The organism is Micromonospora sp. NPDC049523 (assembly GCF_040676775.1).
Lineage (GTDB): Bacteria > Actinomycetota > Actinomycetes > Mycobacteriales > Micromonosporaceae > Micromonospora_G.
Genome location: NZ_JBFAPP010000023.1, coordinates 21,266 through 40,081, shown reverse-complemented (window position 1 = coordinate 40,081; position 18,816 = coordinate 21,266). Strand labels below are relative to the sequence as shown.

The following is an 18,816-nucleotide window of genomic DNA, read 5'->3' as shown; positions in this document are numbered from 1 at the left end:
GGCCCGGGAAAACCGCTTGCCGCGCGCGGCCGGCTCGGGGACCGTGGTGGCCATGACGTTCTGACGGACAACCTCCAGATACTCCGAGGCTCGACCGCGCCGGCCCGCGCCGTGCTGCCGTCCGCCCCCACCCCTTCTTTCCCTGAAGAGAGCGTCTGTGTCTGCGTCACCCTCCCGGCAGGGTTCCCTGCCGCTGTCGACCCTGGCCACGGCTGCGGCCACCGTCACCGTCTTCGCCTCGTCCACGAGCTGGATCGAGTCCGACGCCGTCGCGCAGTGCCACCAGGTGGCCGCCTTCGACGGCATGATCCACGTCGCCGCCATGCCGGACCTGCACCCCGGCAAGGGCGCCCCGATCGGCGCGGCCATGGCGTCGACCGTGCTGTACCCGTTCCTGGTCGGCTCCGACATCGGTTGCGGGATCGCCGTGTTCCCGATCAAGCTCAAGCGCGCCGTACCGGCGAAGCTGGCCGCCCGGTTCCCCGACCTCGACCGCGCGCTGGACCCCGAGCAGGATGCCGACGACCCGGCCTGGTCCGTTCTGGAGGGAGACATTCCCGCCGGTCACGTCGAGGGTCTCGGCACCGTCGGTCGGGGCAACCACTTCGTCGAGCTGGCCCGGATCGAGACCGTGTTCGAGCCGGACCACGCGAACCGGCTCGGACTCACCGGGGGCGACCTGGTCCTGATCGTCCACAGCGGATCCCGGGGGCTGGGCGAGCGGATCCTGCGCGCACACACCGAGGTCCACGGCGCGGGTCCGGCCCCCGATCCCGCCGCGTACCTGGCGATGCACGACGACGCCGTACGCTGGGGTGCGCTCAACCGGCGGCTGATGGCGGCCCGGGTCGCCCGCGCCCTGGGCGCCGAGCCGACCGAGCCGATCGTCGACCAGTGCCACAACCTGGTCGAGGTCCGCGACGGCGTCTACCTGCACCGCAAGGGTGCGGCGCCGGGTGACGGCCGGGACGTGCTGATCGCCGGTACCCGAGGCACGCCCTCCTACCTCGTGGCCGCCCATGCCGGGCCGGAGGCCAACCATTCGGTGGCACACGGCGCCGGCCGCAAGATGTCGCGCGCCGACGCACTGCGCCGCGGACGGGCCAAGCACACGGTCGAGGAGTTGCGCCGTACGCCGGTGGGGTCGCTGGTGGTGTGCGGAGACCGGCAGCTGCTCCTCGAGGAGGCTCCGACCGCGTACAAGCGGATCGAGCAGGTGATCGCCGATCTCGTCGAGCACGACCTGGCCACTCCGGTGGCCACCACGGTTCCCCTGGTCACGTACAAGACGGCGGACCTCGGGTCGACGACCCGTCGGGACCGTCGGGAGCACCGGCGCAGGGGCGGCCGGTCGTGAGCGTCCACCTGTTGCTGTCCGCCGGACGTGGCCCGCAGGAGTGTGCCTGGGCGCTGGCCCGACTGCTGCAACGCCTGGAATCCGACGCCGCCCGGCAGAACCTGGAGGTACGTCGGGTGGAGGTCGTTCCCGGTGACCGGCCCGACACCCACCGATCGGCCCTGGTCCGGATCGACGGATCCGGCGCCGAGGCGTTCGCCGCCTCCTGGACCGGGACCCTGTGCTGGCAGGCCCCCAGCCCCTACCGGACCAGCAGCAGCCGCAAGAACTGGTACGTCACCGCGCAACCATGCCTGGTCGACAACCCGCGGACGACCTTCACCGAGAAGGATGTCGACATCGTCGCCTGCCGTACCGGCGGCCCCGGTGGTCAACACCGGAACAAGGTCAGCACGGCGGTACGGGCGACCCACCGCCCCTCGGGCATCGTCGTCGTGGTCGACACCGAGCGGCAGTTCAGCCTCAATCGCCGTACTGCGATGCGGTTGCTGCAACAGCGCATCGAGCACGGCGACGAGCTGGCGGAGCAGGCCGTCACCGCTGCCCGCTGGCGCATCCACGACGGCCTCGTACGCGGCAACCCGACCCGCGTCGAACGCCCCGCACCCGCCGGCTGAGTCCGGGCCGTCCTCGTGCCCGGATCCGCCGGTCGCGCGGATGACCCGGCCAAGTGCCGGGTCATCCGCCGGAATCGGGGGGTGGGTCAGTCGTTCTGCTCGACGTGCAGCTCCCAGGTACGCAGCGTTCCGGTCAGGGCACTGTTGTTCGCGAAGTCGAACAGTCTCCACTGCACGGTCACGACGTGCGGGCCGGGTCCGGTCACCGTCGCGCACGCCTGGAGGGCGTCGGACTGCCCGGCATCGGTGGTGAAGGCGACCGCCCCGGGCGGCAGCGGCGCACCGTTGACCAGGATCCGGACCTGCACCGCGTCGACGACGGGGGCCAGCACGTTGGGCTGGCCGGTCAGCAGCGCCTCGCCGGTGAAGGTCACGATCACCTGGTCGGTGCTGGCGGCGGCCGCCGGCCCGGCGACCGAGATGGACGCGTCGGTCAGCGGTACGAACACCCCGCCGGTCTCACCGATGGTGGTGGGCGCGATCTTGGTGAGAACCACGGCGCGCAGCTGCGTCTTGCCTTCGCAGCGGTAGACGTCCCCGGGCTCCACCAGGGCCTGGTCCACCGCGGCCCCGCCCGGGCCGACCGCCGCGTCCGCGCGGCCCACCACCATCGCCGTGAGCACCAGCGCCGCCAACGCCGGAACCACCAACAGCCTGCGTTTTCCCGATACAACCATGACGTCTGCTCCCTGTCTCCCGAACCGCGCTCTGCGGCCCACGGCGACAGTCGCACCGAGCAGTCAGGGTGGCGTCACGGTCGCCTCAGCGTCGCGCGCGGCTGCCGCTGCCTACCGCGTGACCGTTTCAGTTCGGGGGTGAAGCCGAGCCTGCGGAGGTGGGCGTGCTCTGCGGACCGAGCACGAGCCGGGCATTGGCCTGCTCGATCTGCACGGCCAGGTCGTCCGCCCAGGACGCCGTCTCCTGGAACACCACCGTGGTCGTCTTCTCGATCAGTTCGCTGGCGATGGCGATCACCTCGGCGGCGGCGTCCGGCGGGACGGTGGCGCCGTCCGGCAGGGCGCCCCGCCAGCTCAGGAAGCGGGCCTGGGCCCTGGCCAGATCGGTCTGGAGGGTGGCCTGGGTACGCATGAACCTCGTCCAGGACGAACTGAAACCGAAGATCCGGTCGGCCAGCACAAACCCACCGGCGACGGCGAGCAGCACGAAACCCCACTCGGGGCCGGGTCCGCCCGGCCAGGCCGCATGCAACAGCGGGACGACCCCGCCCCCGACACCGAGCAGGATGGCCGCACCACGGCACGCCTTGGACCAGCGGGCCCGGCTCGTCTTGCGCCACAGGTACCAGTCGATGGTGAGCTGGGTACGCTCCTCCGCCCAGCCGAACAGCGCGATCAAGGTGTCCCGCTCGGCAGCCGCGGTGTCGGTCGTCAACGTCGGATAGCTGAGGTTGCGCGGCAGGGGGGCGCCATTGGGGCGCTTGCGGGACACCGGCTCAGCCCTTGATGATCCAGCGGGCGCTGGACACCCACTCGGCGCCCGCCTGCAACGCCATCTCGCGCCACTCGACCTGGAGGAAGTCGGCACCGGGCTCGCGGCGGTTGCGCAGCACCTTGAGGATGGCGAAATGGTTGGACTGGTTGTGCTCCAGTCCGCTCTCGGCGACGCCGGTGCTGCCGCAGCCGGAGACGATCAGTGACCGGCCGGCGTGCACCGTACTCTCGTCGCGGTTGAGCACCGACGACTCGCGCAGTTGCGGCTTGTGCTTGTGACCGTGCAACAGCAGCGAGAACCCCATCCGGGACAGGCGCTGCTCGACGATGCCGGCGTCACGCACGGTGGACATGTCCATCACGATGTTGTCCGCCGTCCTGGCCGGGCCCAGTGCCTCGGGGTACGGGTGCAGGTGGTGGTGCATGACCGCCACCCGGATGCCGTCGTCGTCGGCGTTGTCGCCCTCGGCGTTGTCCCGCAGCCAGCGCTGGACGGCGTTGAGCTGGCGCAGCCCCACGTACCCGTAGTGGTTCTGGTCGTCTTCGAAGATGCAGGAGTTCAGGCCGACGAACGTGCAGGGACCCTGGCGGCTGAAATAGATCAGCTCGTTCGGCTCGGGTCGTTTGTCGCCGATCTCGAAGTTCCACGTGACCAGCGGGAACAGCTCCTGGAAGCGCTGCTTGCCGTAGAACTTGCGGGCGAACGACAGGTAGTTGTCGAACCGTCGACCCAGGTCGTGCTTGGGTGCCGTCCAGTCGATGTCGTGGTTTCCGGGCACCAGGACCACCTGGCCGTGCTCCAGCCCGACCGCCGCGCACAGCGCCGCCAGGAAATCGTGCACCATGGCCAGCTCGGCGGGCTGGCCGGTGTACGCCATGTCGCCCGACAAGACGATCGTGACGTCCCTCGCCGCGCACTTCTCCCGTTTCATCGCGGCCAGGAACTCGCCGGCCAGCTCCTCGTGCAGGGGCAGTGTGTTCTGGTCGGGGTTGAACCGGTGCATGCTCGCCGGGGCGTGGGCGCTGTCCTTGATCCCGGACGGTCCGAAGTGCACGTCGGAGATGTGGAAGATCAGGTGGGGGCGGCGGACCGGCGCGAACGGCTCGACCGCCGCGACGCCCCGGGCGCGGGCCCGGGCGGCCTGGGTGAGCCAACGGGCGAAATCGGCCGCCTCCGCGGGGTGGACTCCGGCCGCGCCGAGCATCCGGATCTGCTCCGCGGTGGAGCCCGCGTCGGCCGGCGACGCCCCGTTGCGGATGGCGTCCTGGGCCCTGCCGATGGCACGGTCGAAGTCGCCCAGCACGAAGTGCGCCTCGGCCGAGACCAGATCCGCCCAGTAGTCGCCGACCAGCGTCTCCGTCTCGTCGACGAACGTGCGCAGCCCGTCGTAGAGCCGCTGCGCTTCGGCGAGCCGAGCCGGCTCGGCGAGAATCAGCATGCCCGCGTACGCGACGCGGAGATAAAGACTTCCCGGTGCGATCCGGGAAGCGCTGGAATAATAGTCCAAGGCATCGGAATACCTGTTCTGGCGTTTCGCCGTTCCACCCAGAATTCCCAAGGTTTCCGGATCGTTCGGATTCAGCCGCAAAGCCTGTTCCAGTTCGGCCGCACCGCCCTGGAAGTCGCCGCTCTTGCGGAGGTAGAAGCCGCGCTGCCGGTGCACCTCGTAGTCGCCCTGGGCGGCCGGGAAGGCGGCCTGCAGCACCTCGGCGGCGCGGGCCCAGTCCTCCACCTTGGCCAGCCGCTCGGCCAGCGCGAGCAGGGCCGAGGTGGGCACGTTGGCGAACTGCCTGGTCCAGCTCCAGAGCGCGACGAGTTGCTCGTCGCGGTCGGCCCGGGACAGCTTCGCGTCGAACTCCCGCTCGAACGCGGCCCGCGACGCCTGCGGGTCCGGCGCGACGCCGAGCGCGCTGAGTGCGTTGTGGACGGGGTTGTTGGCGGGGCGGAAGCTCACCCCCAGCGCGTCCCGGTAGCGCTCGGCGAACTGGGCGTCGGCGGCGAAGTCCCGCTCGTAGAAGTGGATGCGCTGGTTGCTGATGTCGAACGGCAGGATCGTCCCGGCCGCGGCGACCAGGATCGTGCCGCCGGAGGAGAGTGCCTGACGTACGCCGAGTTCGTAGTAGACGTTGCTGTTCGGCACGCTGACGTCGGCGACCACCAGGTCGGCCTGGTAGAGCGACTGCATCGCCTGGTGGGTGACATTGCCCGCCTGGACGACCTCGTCGACCCGGAGTACGTCGAACCCGGCATCCTGCGCGATCGGTTTCAAGATCCGCAGATAGAAGGCGTCGAAGTCGTGCTCTGTCCCGTCCTCCAGGGGACGGATGCCGAATGGCATGATCACGAACAACGTCTTCAGCTTCACGTCGCAATCGTACTCAGCGGGCCACACCCCGATCGATAGCCGAATCGACATCCGAATGACGTACGCCGGTTCGAGGATGCGGTGGCCGAACGGGACCGGAGACCGAATCGCCCCGGACTACCGATCGGCTCCGCGCGGATCGGCACTGATCGGATCGGCACTGATCGGATCGGCGCGATCGTCGAGGTCGCCGGTCATCGAGTCCGGGGCGCACATGCGCCAGGCGTCGGTGACGAGTTCCGTCAGACGGTCGACGTCCACCTGCGCCAGCCGCAGTAGCACCAGCGGCATGCCGTCGTACGTGGGTGTGGTGAAGAAGATCTCGGGCTCGCCGAGGAGCAGCGCCTGCTTCTCCGCTTCGTCGCCGACGTACAGCACGGCGATGTCGGTACGGATGACACGTGCCTTACCGGGTCTGCGTTCGGGGTAGGACCAGACGAAGCCCTGGTTGGCGACCCGGAAGTCGAAGCCGGCGCTGTCGATCTCGACCACGTGCGGCAGCGCCAGTGCCAGCCGACGGACGTCGTCGGCGTCAGCCATCGGGCCCGCCCCGGAACACCGCCTCCTGCACGCACACAGGCTATCCGATGCCCTGGCGCGGGTCGGTGCGATGCCACGCGCTCTCCGGCGATCCTGTCGAGGTCGACGACGGGCGACGTTCCACCTCGAAGGGTCCTCCCCGGTCGCCATAACCCCGAGATCAGGCGTCGCGGAGGGGCCGGTCCGGGTCGGCGCAGGCGTCGGCGAGCAGGTCGACGTATCGAGCAACCCATCGACGGGCGGTCTCGTCGGTGAGCCGGTCCAACGGGTATTCGAGATAGCCGTCGAGCCGGTCCGGGTGGGGCACCAGGCCGAACATCAGCGCACCCCGTTCGGCGTCGGTCGGCACGTCCTGCACCCGTACGGTGAGGTCGGGCAGGTCGAGGCGCATGTCCAGGGTGTTCTGGAAGGCGAAGCTGACCATCACCCCGGCCGGCATGCCACCACCGGACGGCCCGAGGAACTGCCTGTAGATCCAGGCGGTGGGCAGCAGGTTGTCGATGCCGGCGAAGAGGCTGGCGGCGGTCTGGTCGACGAGTTCGGCGAACGTCGCGGCGGCGGCCGTACGGATCCGCAGCGGCAGTGCCGTGGTCATCACGGCAACCGCCTCCTCGTACGCCCGGGGCGAGCGGTTGGCGTGCGGCACCGAGAGCGTCACGTCCGGCTGGCCGCTGAGCCGGGAGAGCAGGAGCGCCATCGCGGCGGCCGTCACCGCGTTCACGGTGGCACCCCGGGCACGGGCGAGCGCCTGGGCGGAGAGCCGTGCCCGGTCCGGGATCACGAACCGGTGGGTGGCGGCGCGGCCGGTGGGCCGGTCCGGGGCGGGGCCGTCGAACGGCAGGTCCAGGGTGAGCGGCCCGTTGCCGAGATGCTCGGCCCAGTGGGCGAGCCGTCGGCGCCGGGTCGGCTCGTCCCACTGGTCACGCTGCCAGCGGGCGTACCCGGTGCACTGCGCGGCCGGCGGCCCGAAGTCGGCCGTACCCCCGGTGTGTGCGCTGCGGTAGCCGGCGGCCAGGTCACGCAGCAGCACCGAGACGGCCCAGCCGTCGCAGGCGATGTGGTGCACGACCAGGACCAGCCAGGACTCCTCGTGGTCGAGGCGGACCAGCGCGTAGCGTACCGGCGCCTCGTCGGCCAGGTTGAACGCCGGCTCCACCACCGCGCGGCACGCCGCCTCGGCCCGCACCTGTGCCTCGTCGCCCGGCAGCGCGGTCAGGTCGACAACCGGCAGCGGGGCCGGGCGGTGGGCGAGGATCCGCTGGATCCGGGTGTCGCCGTCGCGTCCCAACCGGGCCCGCAGCGCGTGGTGCCGGGCGAGCAGCCCGTCGACGGCGGCGGCGAGCGCCGCGACGTCCAGCTCACCGACCAGTTCCAGGCGCAGCCCCACGTTCCAGCCGCTGGAGTTCCCGGTCCGCTCGACGTTCTCCATCATCCGGTTCTGCTGGGCCGACAGCGGCGCCCGCGTCACCTCACGCTCGTCGGCCGGGCCGGCCAGCCAACGCAAGATCTCGCCCTTGTACGACCGCAGCGCCGTCACCAGCTCCGGAGTCAGCGCCGCCGCCGGGGCGTCGTAGCGCAGTGTGCCGTCGACACCGGTGAGTCGTACGTCGCTGACGGCGACGTACTCCAGCACCTCCTCGAAGGTCACAGCGTGCCCCGTACCCGGCCGGTGTGGGCCGGTGCGTCGGGTGTGGAGTGCCGGCGCAGCCGTTCGACCATGGCGGCCACGGTCGGTGCGCGGAAGAAATCCAGCGCCGGGTACTCGATGCCGGTCGTCTCGCGTACCCGGTTGAGCAGGCGCAGGGCGTTGATCGAGTGCCCGCCGAGGGTGAAGAAGGAGGACCCGTCCTCGATTCCCGCCGGGTCCCGGTCGAGTTCGGCGGCCCAGAGTGCCCGTACGGTCTCCTCGACGTCGTCGACCTCGGCGACCGGCGGCGGTGGCAGCGGCAGCGGCGCCGGCCGGGGCTGCGGTGCCGCCGCGGGTGTGGGCCGGGTGGGGTCGGGCATGCCGGTACGGATGGTCGGTTCCGGCAGGCTCGCCTGGTCGTACTTGTTGTTGCCGGTCTGCGGCAGCACCGGCAGCAGCGCCCACACCCTTGGGATCAGCACGTCCGGCAGTTGGCGGGCCATCGACGCCACCAGGCGGTCGGCTATCCCGTCGTGCGGTACGCCCGGCGCCGGCACCACGTAGCCGGCGAGGTACGCGTCCCCGTTGTGGTCCCGACGGGCCACCACGATGCCGTCGGCGACCAGGTCCAGCCCGCGCAGCACCGCCGACGCCTCCCCTGGCTCGACCCGGTTGCCCCGGATCTTGACCTGGTCGTCGGCGCGGCCGAGGAAGACGAGCACCCCCTCGGTGGTCCACCGGACCAGGTCGCCGGTGCGGTAGAAGCGGGCACCCGGCCCGCCGCCCGGATCCTCCACGAACCGTTCCGCGGTCAGCTCGGGCCGGTTCAGGTACCCGCGCCCCACCCCGGCACCGCCGATGAACAACTCCCCCACCGCACCGAGCGGTGCCAGGTTGCCCCGCTGGTCGCGTACCTCGACGTGGATGTTGTCCAGGGGACGGCCGATCGGGATCGGGCCGGCGGACGCACTCGACGCATCGGCCACCACGTCCACCACCACGACAACCGTCGTCTCGGTCGGCCCGTAGATGTTGTGCAGCACGTACGGCAGGTCGGGATGCGGGCGTACGCGAAGCTGCTGGCCGCCGACGGCCAGGTGGCGCAGTCGTGGCTGGGCCGCGACGGGCAGCGAGAGCAGCCCCTCGCCGATCGGTGTCGGCAGCATCGCCACGGTCACCCCGGCGGTACGCATCCAGCGGGCGAGCGCCATCGAGTCCAGCCGCACCGCGTCGTCGGCGATCGCCAGGCTGGCGCCGGCCATGAACGTCGGCCAGATCTCCAGCACGGAGGCGTCGAAACTCTGCCCGCAGACGGCGGCCCCGCGGTCGGCGGCGGTCAGCTCCAGCTTGTCGTGGTACCACCGGCACAGGTTCAGCACGCTGCGGTGGGTGATGACCGCGCCCTTCGGCTTGCCGGTCGAACCGGACGTGTAGATCACGTAACAGGGCGCGTCCGGGTCGTCCGCCACCCGGGTCAGGGCACCGCGCACGGTGGCCTCGTCGACCTCGGCATCGACGTACAGCGGGCGGACTCCGTCGGGCAGGTCCGGCGGCTCGTTGCCCTCCGTGGCCAGCACCACCCTGGCCCCGCTGTCGGAGAGCATGAAGTGCACCTGCTGGTTGTTGAGCAGCGGATCCATCGGCAGGTACGCCGCACCCGTACGCAGCACGGCCAGCGTGGCCACGATGAACTCCGGCGACCGGGGCAGCCACAGCGCCACGATCTCGCCGGCCGCGACACCGAGCCGGGCCAACCTGTCCGCGAGCACCGCCGCCCGCTCGTCGAGCTGGCGGTACGTCAGCACGCTGCCGCCGCCGATCACCGCCACGCTCTGCGGTGTCCGCTGCGCCCAGTGCCGTACCGCGTCGTGCAGGCAGCCCTGCGGCAGCTCGCGGCGCCGGCCGGTACCCCACTGGACCAGCTTGTCGCGGTCTGCGTCGATGACGCCGACCAGCGCCGAGATCGGCGTACGCGGGTCGCGGGCGGCCGCCTCCAGGGTCGCGACCAGGTACGCGAGCCACCGCTCGACGCTGCCGCGGTCGAACAGGTCGGTGTTGTACTCCAGTCGGCAGTTGATCCCGTCGGCGTGGTTGGTCACGTAGAAGCTCAGGTCGGCCAGGGCACGCTCGGCCCGGTGCTCCAGCGTACGGGCGCTCACGCCGGGCAGGTCGAAGGCGAACGCGTCGTCGTTCTCGAACTCGATCATGGTTTGGAAGATCGGGTTCCGGCCGGTGTCGCGTACCGGGTCCACCGCGCGTACCACCGAGTCGAGCGGGATGTGGGCGTGGTCGTAGCCGTCCAGCGCGGTGCCGCGTACCCGCCCGAGCAGGTCGGCGAAGGTCGGATCACCGGAGAGGTCCAGCCGCAGCGCGATCGTGTTGAGGAAGAACCCGACCACCTGCTCGGCACCGGTCGGCCGGACCGACACCGGCGTACCCACGACCAGGTCGTCGGTACGGGTGAACCGGCGCAGCGTGGCGGCGTACCCGGCCAGCATGGTCATGAACAGCGTGGACCGGTGTTCGGCCCCGAGCCGCCGCAACCGTTCGGACAGTTCCGGGTCGAGCGTGCGTCGCACCGAACCGCCGTTGCCGGTCTGCACGGTGGGACGCGGGCGGTCCGTCGGCAGGTCCAGCACCGGCAGTTCCCCGGCCAGCCGCTCCCGCCAGTAGCCCAGCCCGGCGTGGCCGTTGTCGGCCTGGCCGTTGTCGGCGGGCTGGTCGTCGGCTGCCTCCCGGCGGGCCAGGTCCAGGCAGTCCAGCGGCACGTCAGGCAGGGTCGCCGGCTGCCCGGTCAGCTCCGCCCGGTACAGCGCGGACAGGTCCCGGGCCAGCACGGCCGCGGAGGTCGCGTCGACCACTATGTGGTGGAACGAGAGCACCAGCACATGCCGCTCGTCCGACCAGCGCAGCAGCCGGCTCACGAACAGCGGGCCGGTGGCCAGGTCGAACGCGCGCCGGCTCTCGACGGCCAGCGCCGCCCGTACGGCCTCGTCCTCGTCCCGGCCGGCGTGTTCCTCGACGGCGAAGTCCAGCGTGCCCCGCCCGAGCACGATCTGCACCGGATCGCCGTCCCGCTCCCGGAACACGGTACGCAGCGCACCGTGGCGAGCCACCAACCGGACGAGCGCGGCGTGCAGCGCCGGCACGTCCAGCCGCCCGTCGAGGCGTACGGCGGTCGGCTCGTTGTAGGCGCCCTGACCCGGATTCAAGCGTTCGAGGAACCACATCCGCGACTGCCCGCGCGACAGCGGCCCCGACCGGTCCGGACCGACCTCCGGTTCCGGCCGGGTGAACCGGTCGTGCACCTGCACCGGCGCCGACGTCGTGACGGCGACCGGGGTGGGCGGCGCGGAGTCCGTTTCGTGATAGTGGGCGCGCAGGTGGTCGAGCTGCGGCAGGCCCGCCCGCAACTGCTCGGGCCGCACCCCGAAGTCGACCAGCGCGGCCACCTCGTCGACGCCCGCCGCGGCGAGCGCGTCGATCAGACCCTGGGCCTCCTGCGGCGAACCGATCAGCGCGCGGGACTCGCAGTACCGCTCGTAGGCGCGCTGGAACACGTAGTCCAGGTCCTCCTCACGGGCGCCGTCGAGGTCCACCTGGAAACCGAGGCTGTTCGTCAGCTGCCCGAACAACGAAAGCGACGAGCGCATGTACGCCCGCAGCGGCTCGTACGCCTCGGACCGGGCCCGCCGCGCGTCCTCGCCGAGATACGTGTGCACGAGTACGACCACCCGGCCGCCCTGCGGGTCGAGCCCGTTCGCGGCCCGGGTCTTGCGGTACCGCACGATGTTGTCGGCCAACTGCTCCACCGACTGGCTCATCAGGTTCGTGACGATGCCGAGGTCGTGCTCGGCGGCACGCTGGTACGACTCCGGGTTGCCGACGACCGCGACGAACATCGGCGGCGTCGCCTGTACGGGGCGGGGCAGGGTGCGTACCTCGATGGTCTCGCCGGTGCCGGAGCGGCGCCGCACCGGCTCGCCCCGCCACAGGCGTCGTACCTGGTCGAGGTGGCTGTACATCACCTCGCGGTGCGGTCCGAAGTTCTCCGGGGCGAGCACGAAGTCGCCCGCGTGCCACCCCGGCGCGCAGCCGATACCGACCCGTCCGCCGGAGAGGCGGTCCACCATGGACCATTCCTCGGCGACCCGGATCGGGTCGTGCAGCGGCAGCACCACCGATCCGGCGTGGAGTCGGATCCGGCTCGTCTCCCGGGCCAGCGCGGCGGCCAGCACGACCGGGTTGGGGAACACCCCGCCGAAGGAGTGGAAGTGCCGCTCGGGGATCCACACGGCGTGGAACCCGTGCTCGTCCGCGTACCGGGCGGTTTCGACGATCGACTCGTACGGGTCCTCTGCCTGCGCCGGGTAGTCCCCGAAGAAGTACACGCTGAACTCCGGCGCCGCCCGCTCCACCGGTTGCGCCGTGCGCACCGACGGCTCGACCTTCGATACGGGTTCGGCCGCGACGCGCGGGACGGACACCGCCGGCACCGGCGCGGACGCGGGTACGGCGACGGCCTGGGTACGGGTGAGGAAACCCGCCGCGCGCATCTCCCGAAGCGAGCGCTGGACCGCGCCGATCACCGTGTCCACGTCGTCGTCGGTGTGTTCGGTGGAGAGGAAGAAGTTACGCCACTCCCAGACGTACACGCCCTTGAGCAGCAGGTGGTGGTAGAGCAGTTCGAGGTCGGCCCGGTGTTCGAAGCGGAACTGCGACCCGAAGTGGCCGAGCCGTACCGGGTACTCGTCCTCCTCGAAGAACGCGTTCAAGGTGCCCACCAACCGGTCGGTCCGACCGTTCAGGGCGTGCTGAAGGTGTGGGCTCTGCTCCTTCAGCCGGGTCAGTACGGCACGGGCCGCCACCATCGACACCGGGTGCTGGATGTAGGTGCCGCCGAAGAAGGTCGTCTCGCGCTCGGGTCGACTGTTGTCGCCGTACCGCCAGAACCCGCCGTCGACGCCGTCCATGATGTCGGCCCGTCCGGCGATCGCCCCGATCGGGAAGCCGCCGCCGAGCAGCTTGCCGTACGTGGCGAGGTCCGGGGTCACACCGAACAGGCCCTGGGCGCCGCGCGGGTGCGGCCGGAATCCGGTCAGCATCTCGTCGAACATGAGCACGATGCCGTACCGCCGGGTGATGTCGCGCAGCCGGTGCAGGAACTGGGCCGGCTGGAGGGTGGGGTGGCGGCTCTGCACCGGCTCGACGATCACGGCGGCCAGCCGGTCGCCGAGCGACTCGATCGTCTCCAGGGCATCCGGCGTGCCGTAGTCGAGCACGACCAGGTCGGCGACGGCGCTGGCCGGGATGCCGGTGGAGACGGCGACGGTGGTCCGGTCCGCGCCGCTGCCGACCGAGCGGCCGAGCACGTTGTCGGCGTGCCCGTGGTACGACCCGTGGAACATGACGATCTTGTCGCGCCCGGTGGCCGCCCGGGCGAGTCGGATCGCGGCGGAGTTCGCCTCGGTGCCCGAGTTCGCAAACGCCACCCGTTGCATCCCGGTCAGCTCGCTGAGCAGGGCGGCCGCCTCGCCGGTGTCGACGCTGCGCGGGCCGAGCTGGATGCCACGGGACAGGTGCTCGCGTACCGCGTCCGCGACGAAATCCGGCTCGTGGCCGAACAGCAGCACGCCGAAGCCCATGGTGATGTCGAGGTAGCGGTTGCCGTCCACGTCCTCCAGCCACGCGCCCTTCGCGCGCTGGCCGGCGATCGGGTAGAGCATCTCCTTGGTGGCGCTGCGGAAGCCGACCACGGCCCGGCTGTCCGCCAGCACGCCCCGGTAGTGCTGGGCGATCTCCTTCGAACGCCGTGTCTTGGCGACGAACTGGCGGCGCAGTTCCTCCACGTGGGCCCGTTGGCCGTCGGTGGAGACACCGCCGGCCTGCCCGGCGCCGTGCGCCACGGTCACCCTCGGCCCGTGCACCTCGGCCACCGCCGAGGGCCGCGGCGCCGCAGCCGGTTGCGTCATCTCGGGTACGACCACAGCGGCCGGCGCCTGCGCGACGGGTGCCCGCACCGCCGGGGCGGCTGCCGGGGTGACCACCGGCACGCGGCGGGACAGGATCAGGCGGGACAACTTGCGCGGGGTGTCCGCCTCCTCGAACAGCTCCCGCATCGCCAGCCGTACGCCGAACTCGCCCTCGAACTCCCGCAGCGCGTTGATCATCGCGAGGGAGTCGGCGCCCATCTGGAAGAACGGGCGGTCGAGTTCGATGTCGGCCGGGGCGCAGCCGAGGTGCCGGGCGCTGATCTCGCGTACCCGCTCGACCACCGGATCCAGCTCCGGCACGGTGGGCGCGGCGGTCCGGGTGTCGCGGCCGGTGTCAACGTCAACCATCACGCCTCCAGGGTCGGTACGGGCCAGCGGCGGTCCGGTCCAGTGGACCCGTCGTCGGAACGGATAGGCAGGCAACGGCACCCGGCGCCCGGCACCGGGGCCGAGCAGGGTGGCCCAGTCCAGGACGACCCCGTGTACGTGCAGCCGGGCGACCGCCTCGAAGTGCTGGTCGAGCCCGGTGCCCCGACGGTGGGCGGCGAGCACCGGTGATCCGGGCAGCGCCGGCCTGAGCAGCCCGACCAGGCTCGGATGCGGGCTGAGTTCCAGCACCGGACCGGCGGCCGAACCGTCACCGGCCACCGCGAGCGCCGCCGCGACCAGGTCGAACCGGACCGCCTCCCGCGTCTGCCGGACCAGATACGACGCATCCACCCGGTGCCCGACCGGCAGTACGGTCCCGTCCACGCCGCTGACCAGCGGCAGGTCGAGGGGCGCGAGCGGGACCGTGTCGAGCACCTCGCCGAGCGGGGCGAGGATCGGGTCGAGCAGGGACGTGTGGAAGGCGCGGTTGACGGCGAGCCGGTGCCAGCGCAGCCCCCGTTCGTCCAGCCGGCGGCAGGCCGCGTCGACCGCCTCGACCGGCCCGGCGACCACGTGGTTCTCGGCCGCGTTGATCGCGGCGAGGCCGAGCCGCCGGTCGTCGGCGAGCAACGCGTCGACCGCCGGCCGGGCGGCGAAGACCGCGACCATGCCGCCCGGTGCGGTGTACTCCCGCATCAGCCGCCCGCGCAGTCCGGTGAGCCGCAGCCCGTCCTCGATCGACAGTGCGCCGGCCGCGGCCAGGGCCGCGTATTCGCCGACGCTGTGGCCGGCGACGAGGTGCGGTGTCACCCCGAACGAGCGCCACAGTCGGGTCAGCGCGGTCTGGAACGCGAACAGCGCCGGCTGGGCCACGTCGGTCTCCCACACCGGGCCGTCGGCGGTGGGAGACTCCCCCGCGCCGTTGCCGAGCAGCGGGGTCAGCAGCGACGGCCCGCCGGTCTGGCGCTGGTACGCCTCGCACTCGTCGAGCACGGCCCGGAACTGCGGGTAACGACGGTAGAGCGGTCCGGCCGGACCGGCGTACGGGGTGCCCTGTCCGCCGTACACGAAGACGGGTGTGGCTCCCCCGGCCGGCACCGGGCCCGCGACCGCGACCCGGTTCGTGCGCTGCTGCTCCGGCGCGGCGAGGTAGCTGTCCAGTGCGTCCGCGAGGGCTGCCGGGGTCGCACCGGTCACGACGAGCCGGTGCCGCAGGTGCGGGCGGCCGGTCGCGGCGGTGGTGACCAGGTTGTCCAGGTCGAGCGCGGGGTCGGCGCGGAGGTGGTCCCGGAACCGGCCGGCGAGCGTACGCAGACTCTCCGGGTGGTCCGCGGACAGCGGCAGCGGCACGGGGGCGGCCGACTCCGGCGGCGCCTGCCCGGCCGGTGCCCCGGGCCGCGTCGACCAGGCCGACGGCGACACCGCCGGTGACGGTGACGGTGCTGCTTCGAGGATCATGTGCACGTTGGTGCCGCCGACCGCGAGTGAGGTCACCCCGGCCCGTCGCGGGCCGGGCAGGTCGGGCCAGGGTCGCGCCTCGGTGGGGATGTAGAACGGGCTGGTTGCCAGGTCCAGCGCCGGGTTGGGCCGCTCGAAGCCGACCAGCGGCGGAATCTGCCCGTGCTTGAGTACCAGCACCGTCTTGAGCAGGCCGGCCAGACCGGCGCAGGCGTCCAGGTGCCCGATGGCGGGCTTGGCCGAGCCGATCGCGCAGTACCCGGTCCGGTCGGTGCGTTGGCGGTACGCCGAGGTCATGCCGTCGAACTCGATCGGGTCGCCCTTGTAGGTGCCGGTGCCGTGGGTTTCCAGGTAGCCGATGGTGTCGGGCGGGACCCCGGCCACGTCGAACGCGCGCAGGATCGCGCCCCGCTGCCCGGTCGCGCTCGGCGCGAGGTAGCTCATCTTCGAGGCGCCGTCGTTGTTGACGCCGCTGCCCAGGATCACCGCGTGGATGGTGTCGCCGTCGGCCACCGCGCGGTCGTACCGCTTGAGCAGCACCGCAGCGACCCCGTTGCCGCCGACGGTGCCGTCCGACGACGCGTCGAACGCGCGGCACCGGCCGGAGCGGGACAGGATCGTGCCCTTGACGTGGCGGTAACCGAGGATCTGCGGGGTGTGCACCGCCGACGCGCCGGCCAGGGCCAGGTCGGCGTCGCCCGCGAGCAGCGCCTGACCGGCCAGGTGCACCGCGACCAGCGAGGTCGAACAGCCGGTCTGCACCGTGATCGCCGGGCCGGTGAGCCCGAGCCGGTACGCGACCCGGGTCGCGGCGAAGTCGTTGAAGTTGCCCACCGCGACCTGGAACGCGGAGGCGAAGTCGCCCTCCCAGCGGGCCTCGCCCAGGTTGTTGCGCAGGTACGTGTTGAGCGGGTACAGGTGGTAGCCGACGCCCGCGAAGATCCCGACCCGTACGTCCGGCCGGGTCGCCGCGTACCCGCCGTTCTCCAGGGCGTGGTAGCAGGTTTCCAGGAACAGGCGGTGCTGCGGGTCGACGGTGCGCGCCTCCTGCGGGCTCATCCCGAAGAACTCCGCGTCGAACGAGTCGATGTCGTCGAGCACCCCGCTCACGCCCACGAAGTCGGGTGACTCACGTACCCGTTGCGGGATTCCGGCGCCGGCCAACTCCTCCGGGCTGAACCTCCGTACGCTGGTCACGCCGTCGCGGATGTTGCGCCAGTAGGTCTCGGGGGTGTCCGCGCCGGGCAGCCGGAACGCCATGCCGATGATCGCGATCCGCCGGTCGTCGGTGCTGCCGCGGGTGGTGTCCCTCATGTTGTCGGCCTCCGCCGGATCGAGAGCGCGGCCACCATCACCAGGGCCAGCAGCACCGCGAGCCCGTGGAACGTGCCTACCACGCTCAGCGGGGTGAGCCGCTCCAGCAGGAACGCGCAGGCCACCATGCCGACACCGAAGCCGAGGTTCTCCGCCATGGCGGAGAAGCCGAAGACGTAGCCGCGCTGCTCGTCGGGGGCCGCCTGCAACCGGGTGGTGTACGCGATCTCGGTGAAGCCGTCCGCTATCCCGGCGATGGTGGCGACCACGATGGCCAGTGGCAGCGGCGGTGCGGTGAAGGTGAGGATGAAGGCGGCCGACATGAGCGCGGCGCCGAGCGCGAACGCGCGCTCGTCGATGCTCCGCCCGGTACGGCTGGACCAGCCGGCGACGAGTCGCTGGGCGACGATGTTGCCGATCGCCCAGGTGGCCCAGAACTGCGACACGAACGCGGCCGGATGCTCCGGGTCGAGCGCGGTGGAGAGCACCGGCAGGCCGACGTTGTGCGACGCCGACCCGAACGCGTCGATGGCGCGCAGGCTGATCAGGGCGAGCAGGATCGGGGTGAGCCGCAGGTAACGCAGGGCGGTGAGCTGTGCGGCCAGCACCCCCGGTGGTTTCTCCGCCCCGCCCGGCCCGGCTCCTGCCCCGGTGCCGCGGGTGGTGATCGGCAGTCGGGCCAGGTTCGCGGCCGAGAAGAGGAACGCCCCGGCGTCGATGAGGAACGCGCCCGAGTAACCGACCGTGGAGATGAGTACGCCGGCCGAGGCGAATCCCGCCACCATCGCGATGGAACGGCCGGTGGCGAGCAGCGCGTTCGCCCGTACGCGCTGGTCCTGGCCGACGATCTCGGGGATGCTGCTGCGCAACGCGACGTTGGTGAGGGTGGCTCCGGCACCGGTGACGACGGCGACGAGGTACAGCAGCCCGGCCTGGGTGGTGGCCGGCGCGAGCACCAGTACGACGAGCACGAGTGCCTGGGTGACGTCGGACGCCACCATGATCCGCTTGCGGTCGAGCCGGGAGACGAGGCTGCCGGCGCCGAACCCGGTGAGGAAGCTCGTGGCCAGGCGCAGCGCCATGAGCAGCCCGGTCTGCAACGCGCTGCCGGTCAGCGAGTACGCGAACAGGTTGAGCGCCACCATGTCCAGGTAGCTGCCGTACGCGGAGACCGCGTTGCCCACCACCAGGAACCGGAAGTGTCGCATCCCGTCGCGCGTACGACCGACGCCCTGATCAGCGATCGTCACGGGCAGAAAAAGGGTGCGTCAATTGTTGTCGACGTCAGGCGTTCGACGCGATCAGCAGGGGATGAATTGTGCGGCAAATTGTGCCCCCAGGACCGGCGGACGCCGTTGGCGCGCATTTGATTAGGCGACTTCCGCGAGCCAGAGTATGGGACCGCCCGGACGTTGACAAGGTCCACTTCGGAGAGTCATCCGGGTGGGCGTTTGGCCTGGACGCTCCGTAATTCGCCGGCACCGTACGCGCCGGTCGGGGTGCCGTCGGGTCCGAACCGTCGCATGGGATGTCCCGTGGCCCCGCCCGGCCGCTGCGGACATCACGCCGATTCCGTACCTTCCGGGCACTGGCGCCATTGGCTCCGGTCATTGCGGACCCGAGTCGCGTTCCGCGTTCATTTCGAAACCGAGTCACGGCGATGACGGGTTGACGCGAACGGACCGTACCGTCAATATCGTCTGAATGGCGATGCCGTCATTGCC

The 18,816-nt window shown here is 71.5% G+C and carries 9 protein-coding genes; 2 read left to right on the top strand and 7 right to left on the bottom strand.

Going from position 1 to position 18,816, the window contains the following annotated elements; translation table 11 throughout:
- Positions 1 to 187: 187 nt before the first annotated feature.
- Positions 188 to 1,357 (top strand): RNA ligase RtcB family protein, encoded by a 1,170-nt coding sequence (locus tag AB0J90_RS28810; protein WP_363601258.1) that lies wholly within the window; start codon positions 188 to 190, stop codon positions 1,355 to 1,357.
- Positions 1,354 to 1,974 carry a peptide chain release factor H gene (gene prfH / locus AB0J90_RS28805; RefSeq protein ID WP_363601110.1) on the top strand — a complete coding sequence of 207 codons (621 nt, stop codon included), beginning with the start codon at positions 1,354 to 1,356 and terminating at the stop codon, positions 1,972 to 1,974. The genes AB0J90_RS28810 and prfH overlap by 4 nt, the downstream gene beginning before the upstream one ends.
- Before the next feature lie 86 nt (positions 1,975 to 2,060).
- Here the strand turns inward: prfH and AB0J90_RS28800 are convergent, their stop codons facing one another.
- The 7 genes from AB0J90_RS28800 to AB0J90_RS28770 all read right to left on the bottom strand — a co-directional run bounded on the left by AB0J90_RS28800 (position 2,061) and on the right by AB0J90_RS28770 (position 18,342).
- The gene (locus AB0J90_RS28800) at positions 2,061 to 2,651 is read right to left on the bottom strand and encodes a hypothetical protein (RefSeq protein WP_363601108.1); all 591 of its coding nucleotides are present in this window, start codon (positions 2,649 to 2,651) and stop codon (positions 2,061 to 2,063) included.
- Between the two features lie 127 nt (positions 2,652 to 2,778).
- Positions 2,779 to 3,423, bottom strand: a complete 645-nt coding sequence (locus AB0J90_RS28795) for an SLATT domain-containing protein (protein WP_363601106.1) — start codon at positions 3,421 to 3,423, stop codon at positions 2,779 to 2,781.
- A gap of 4 nt (positions 3,424 to 3,427) precedes the next feature.
- The gene (locus tag AB0J90_RS28790; RefSeq protein ID WP_363601104.1) at positions 3,428 to 5,791 is read right to left on the bottom strand and encodes a metallophosphoesterase; all 2,364 of its coding nucleotides are present in this window, start codon (positions 5,789 to 5,791) and stop codon (positions 3,428 to 3,430) included.
- 117 nt (positions 5,792 to 5,908) lie between these two features.
- Entirely contained in the window at positions 5,909 to 6,331 is a 423-nt protein-coding gene (locus tag AB0J90_RS28785) for a hypothetical protein (RefSeq protein WP_363601102.1), read from the bottom strand.
- Positions 6,332 to 6,491: 160 nt separating this feature from the next.
- Entirely contained in the window at positions 6,492 to 7,979 is a 1,488-nt protein-coding gene (locus tag AB0J90_RS28780; protein WP_363601100.1) for a condensation domain-containing protein, read from the bottom strand.
- Positions 7,976 to 17,092 (bottom strand): MupA/Atu3671 family FMN-dependent luciferase-like monooxygenase, encoded by a 9,117-nt coding sequence (locus AB0J90_RS28775; RefSeq protein ID WP_363601098.1) that lies wholly within the window; start codon positions 17,090 to 17,092, stop codon positions 7,976 to 7,978. Before AB0J90_RS28775 ends, AB0J90_RS28780 begins: the two co-directional genes overlap by 4 nt.
- Complete coding sequence (locus tag AB0J90_RS28770; protein WP_363601096.1) at positions 17,089 to 18,342, bottom strand: MFS transporter; 1,254 nt, start codon at positions 18,340 to 18,342, stop codon at positions 17,089 to 17,091. Before AB0J90_RS28770 ends, AB0J90_RS28775 begins: the two co-directional genes overlap by 4 nt.
- Positions 18,343 to 18,816 lie beyond the last annotated feature (474 nt).

Bases quoted from the DNA above. Each gene is read 5' to 3' on its own strand.
- AB0J90_RS28800 (WP_363601108.1), bottom strand. From the start codon at position 2,651: ATGGTTGTATCGGGAAAACGCAGGCTGTTGGTGGTTCCGGCGTTGGCG.
- AB0J90_RS28785 (WP_363601102.1), bottom strand. From the start codon at position 6,331: ATGGCTGACGCCGACGACGTCCGTCGGCTGGCACTGGCGCTGCCGCAC.
- AB0J90_RS28775 (WP_363601098.1), bottom strand. From the start codon at position 17,092: ATGAGGGACACCACCCGCGGCAGCACCGACGACCGGCGGATCGCGATC.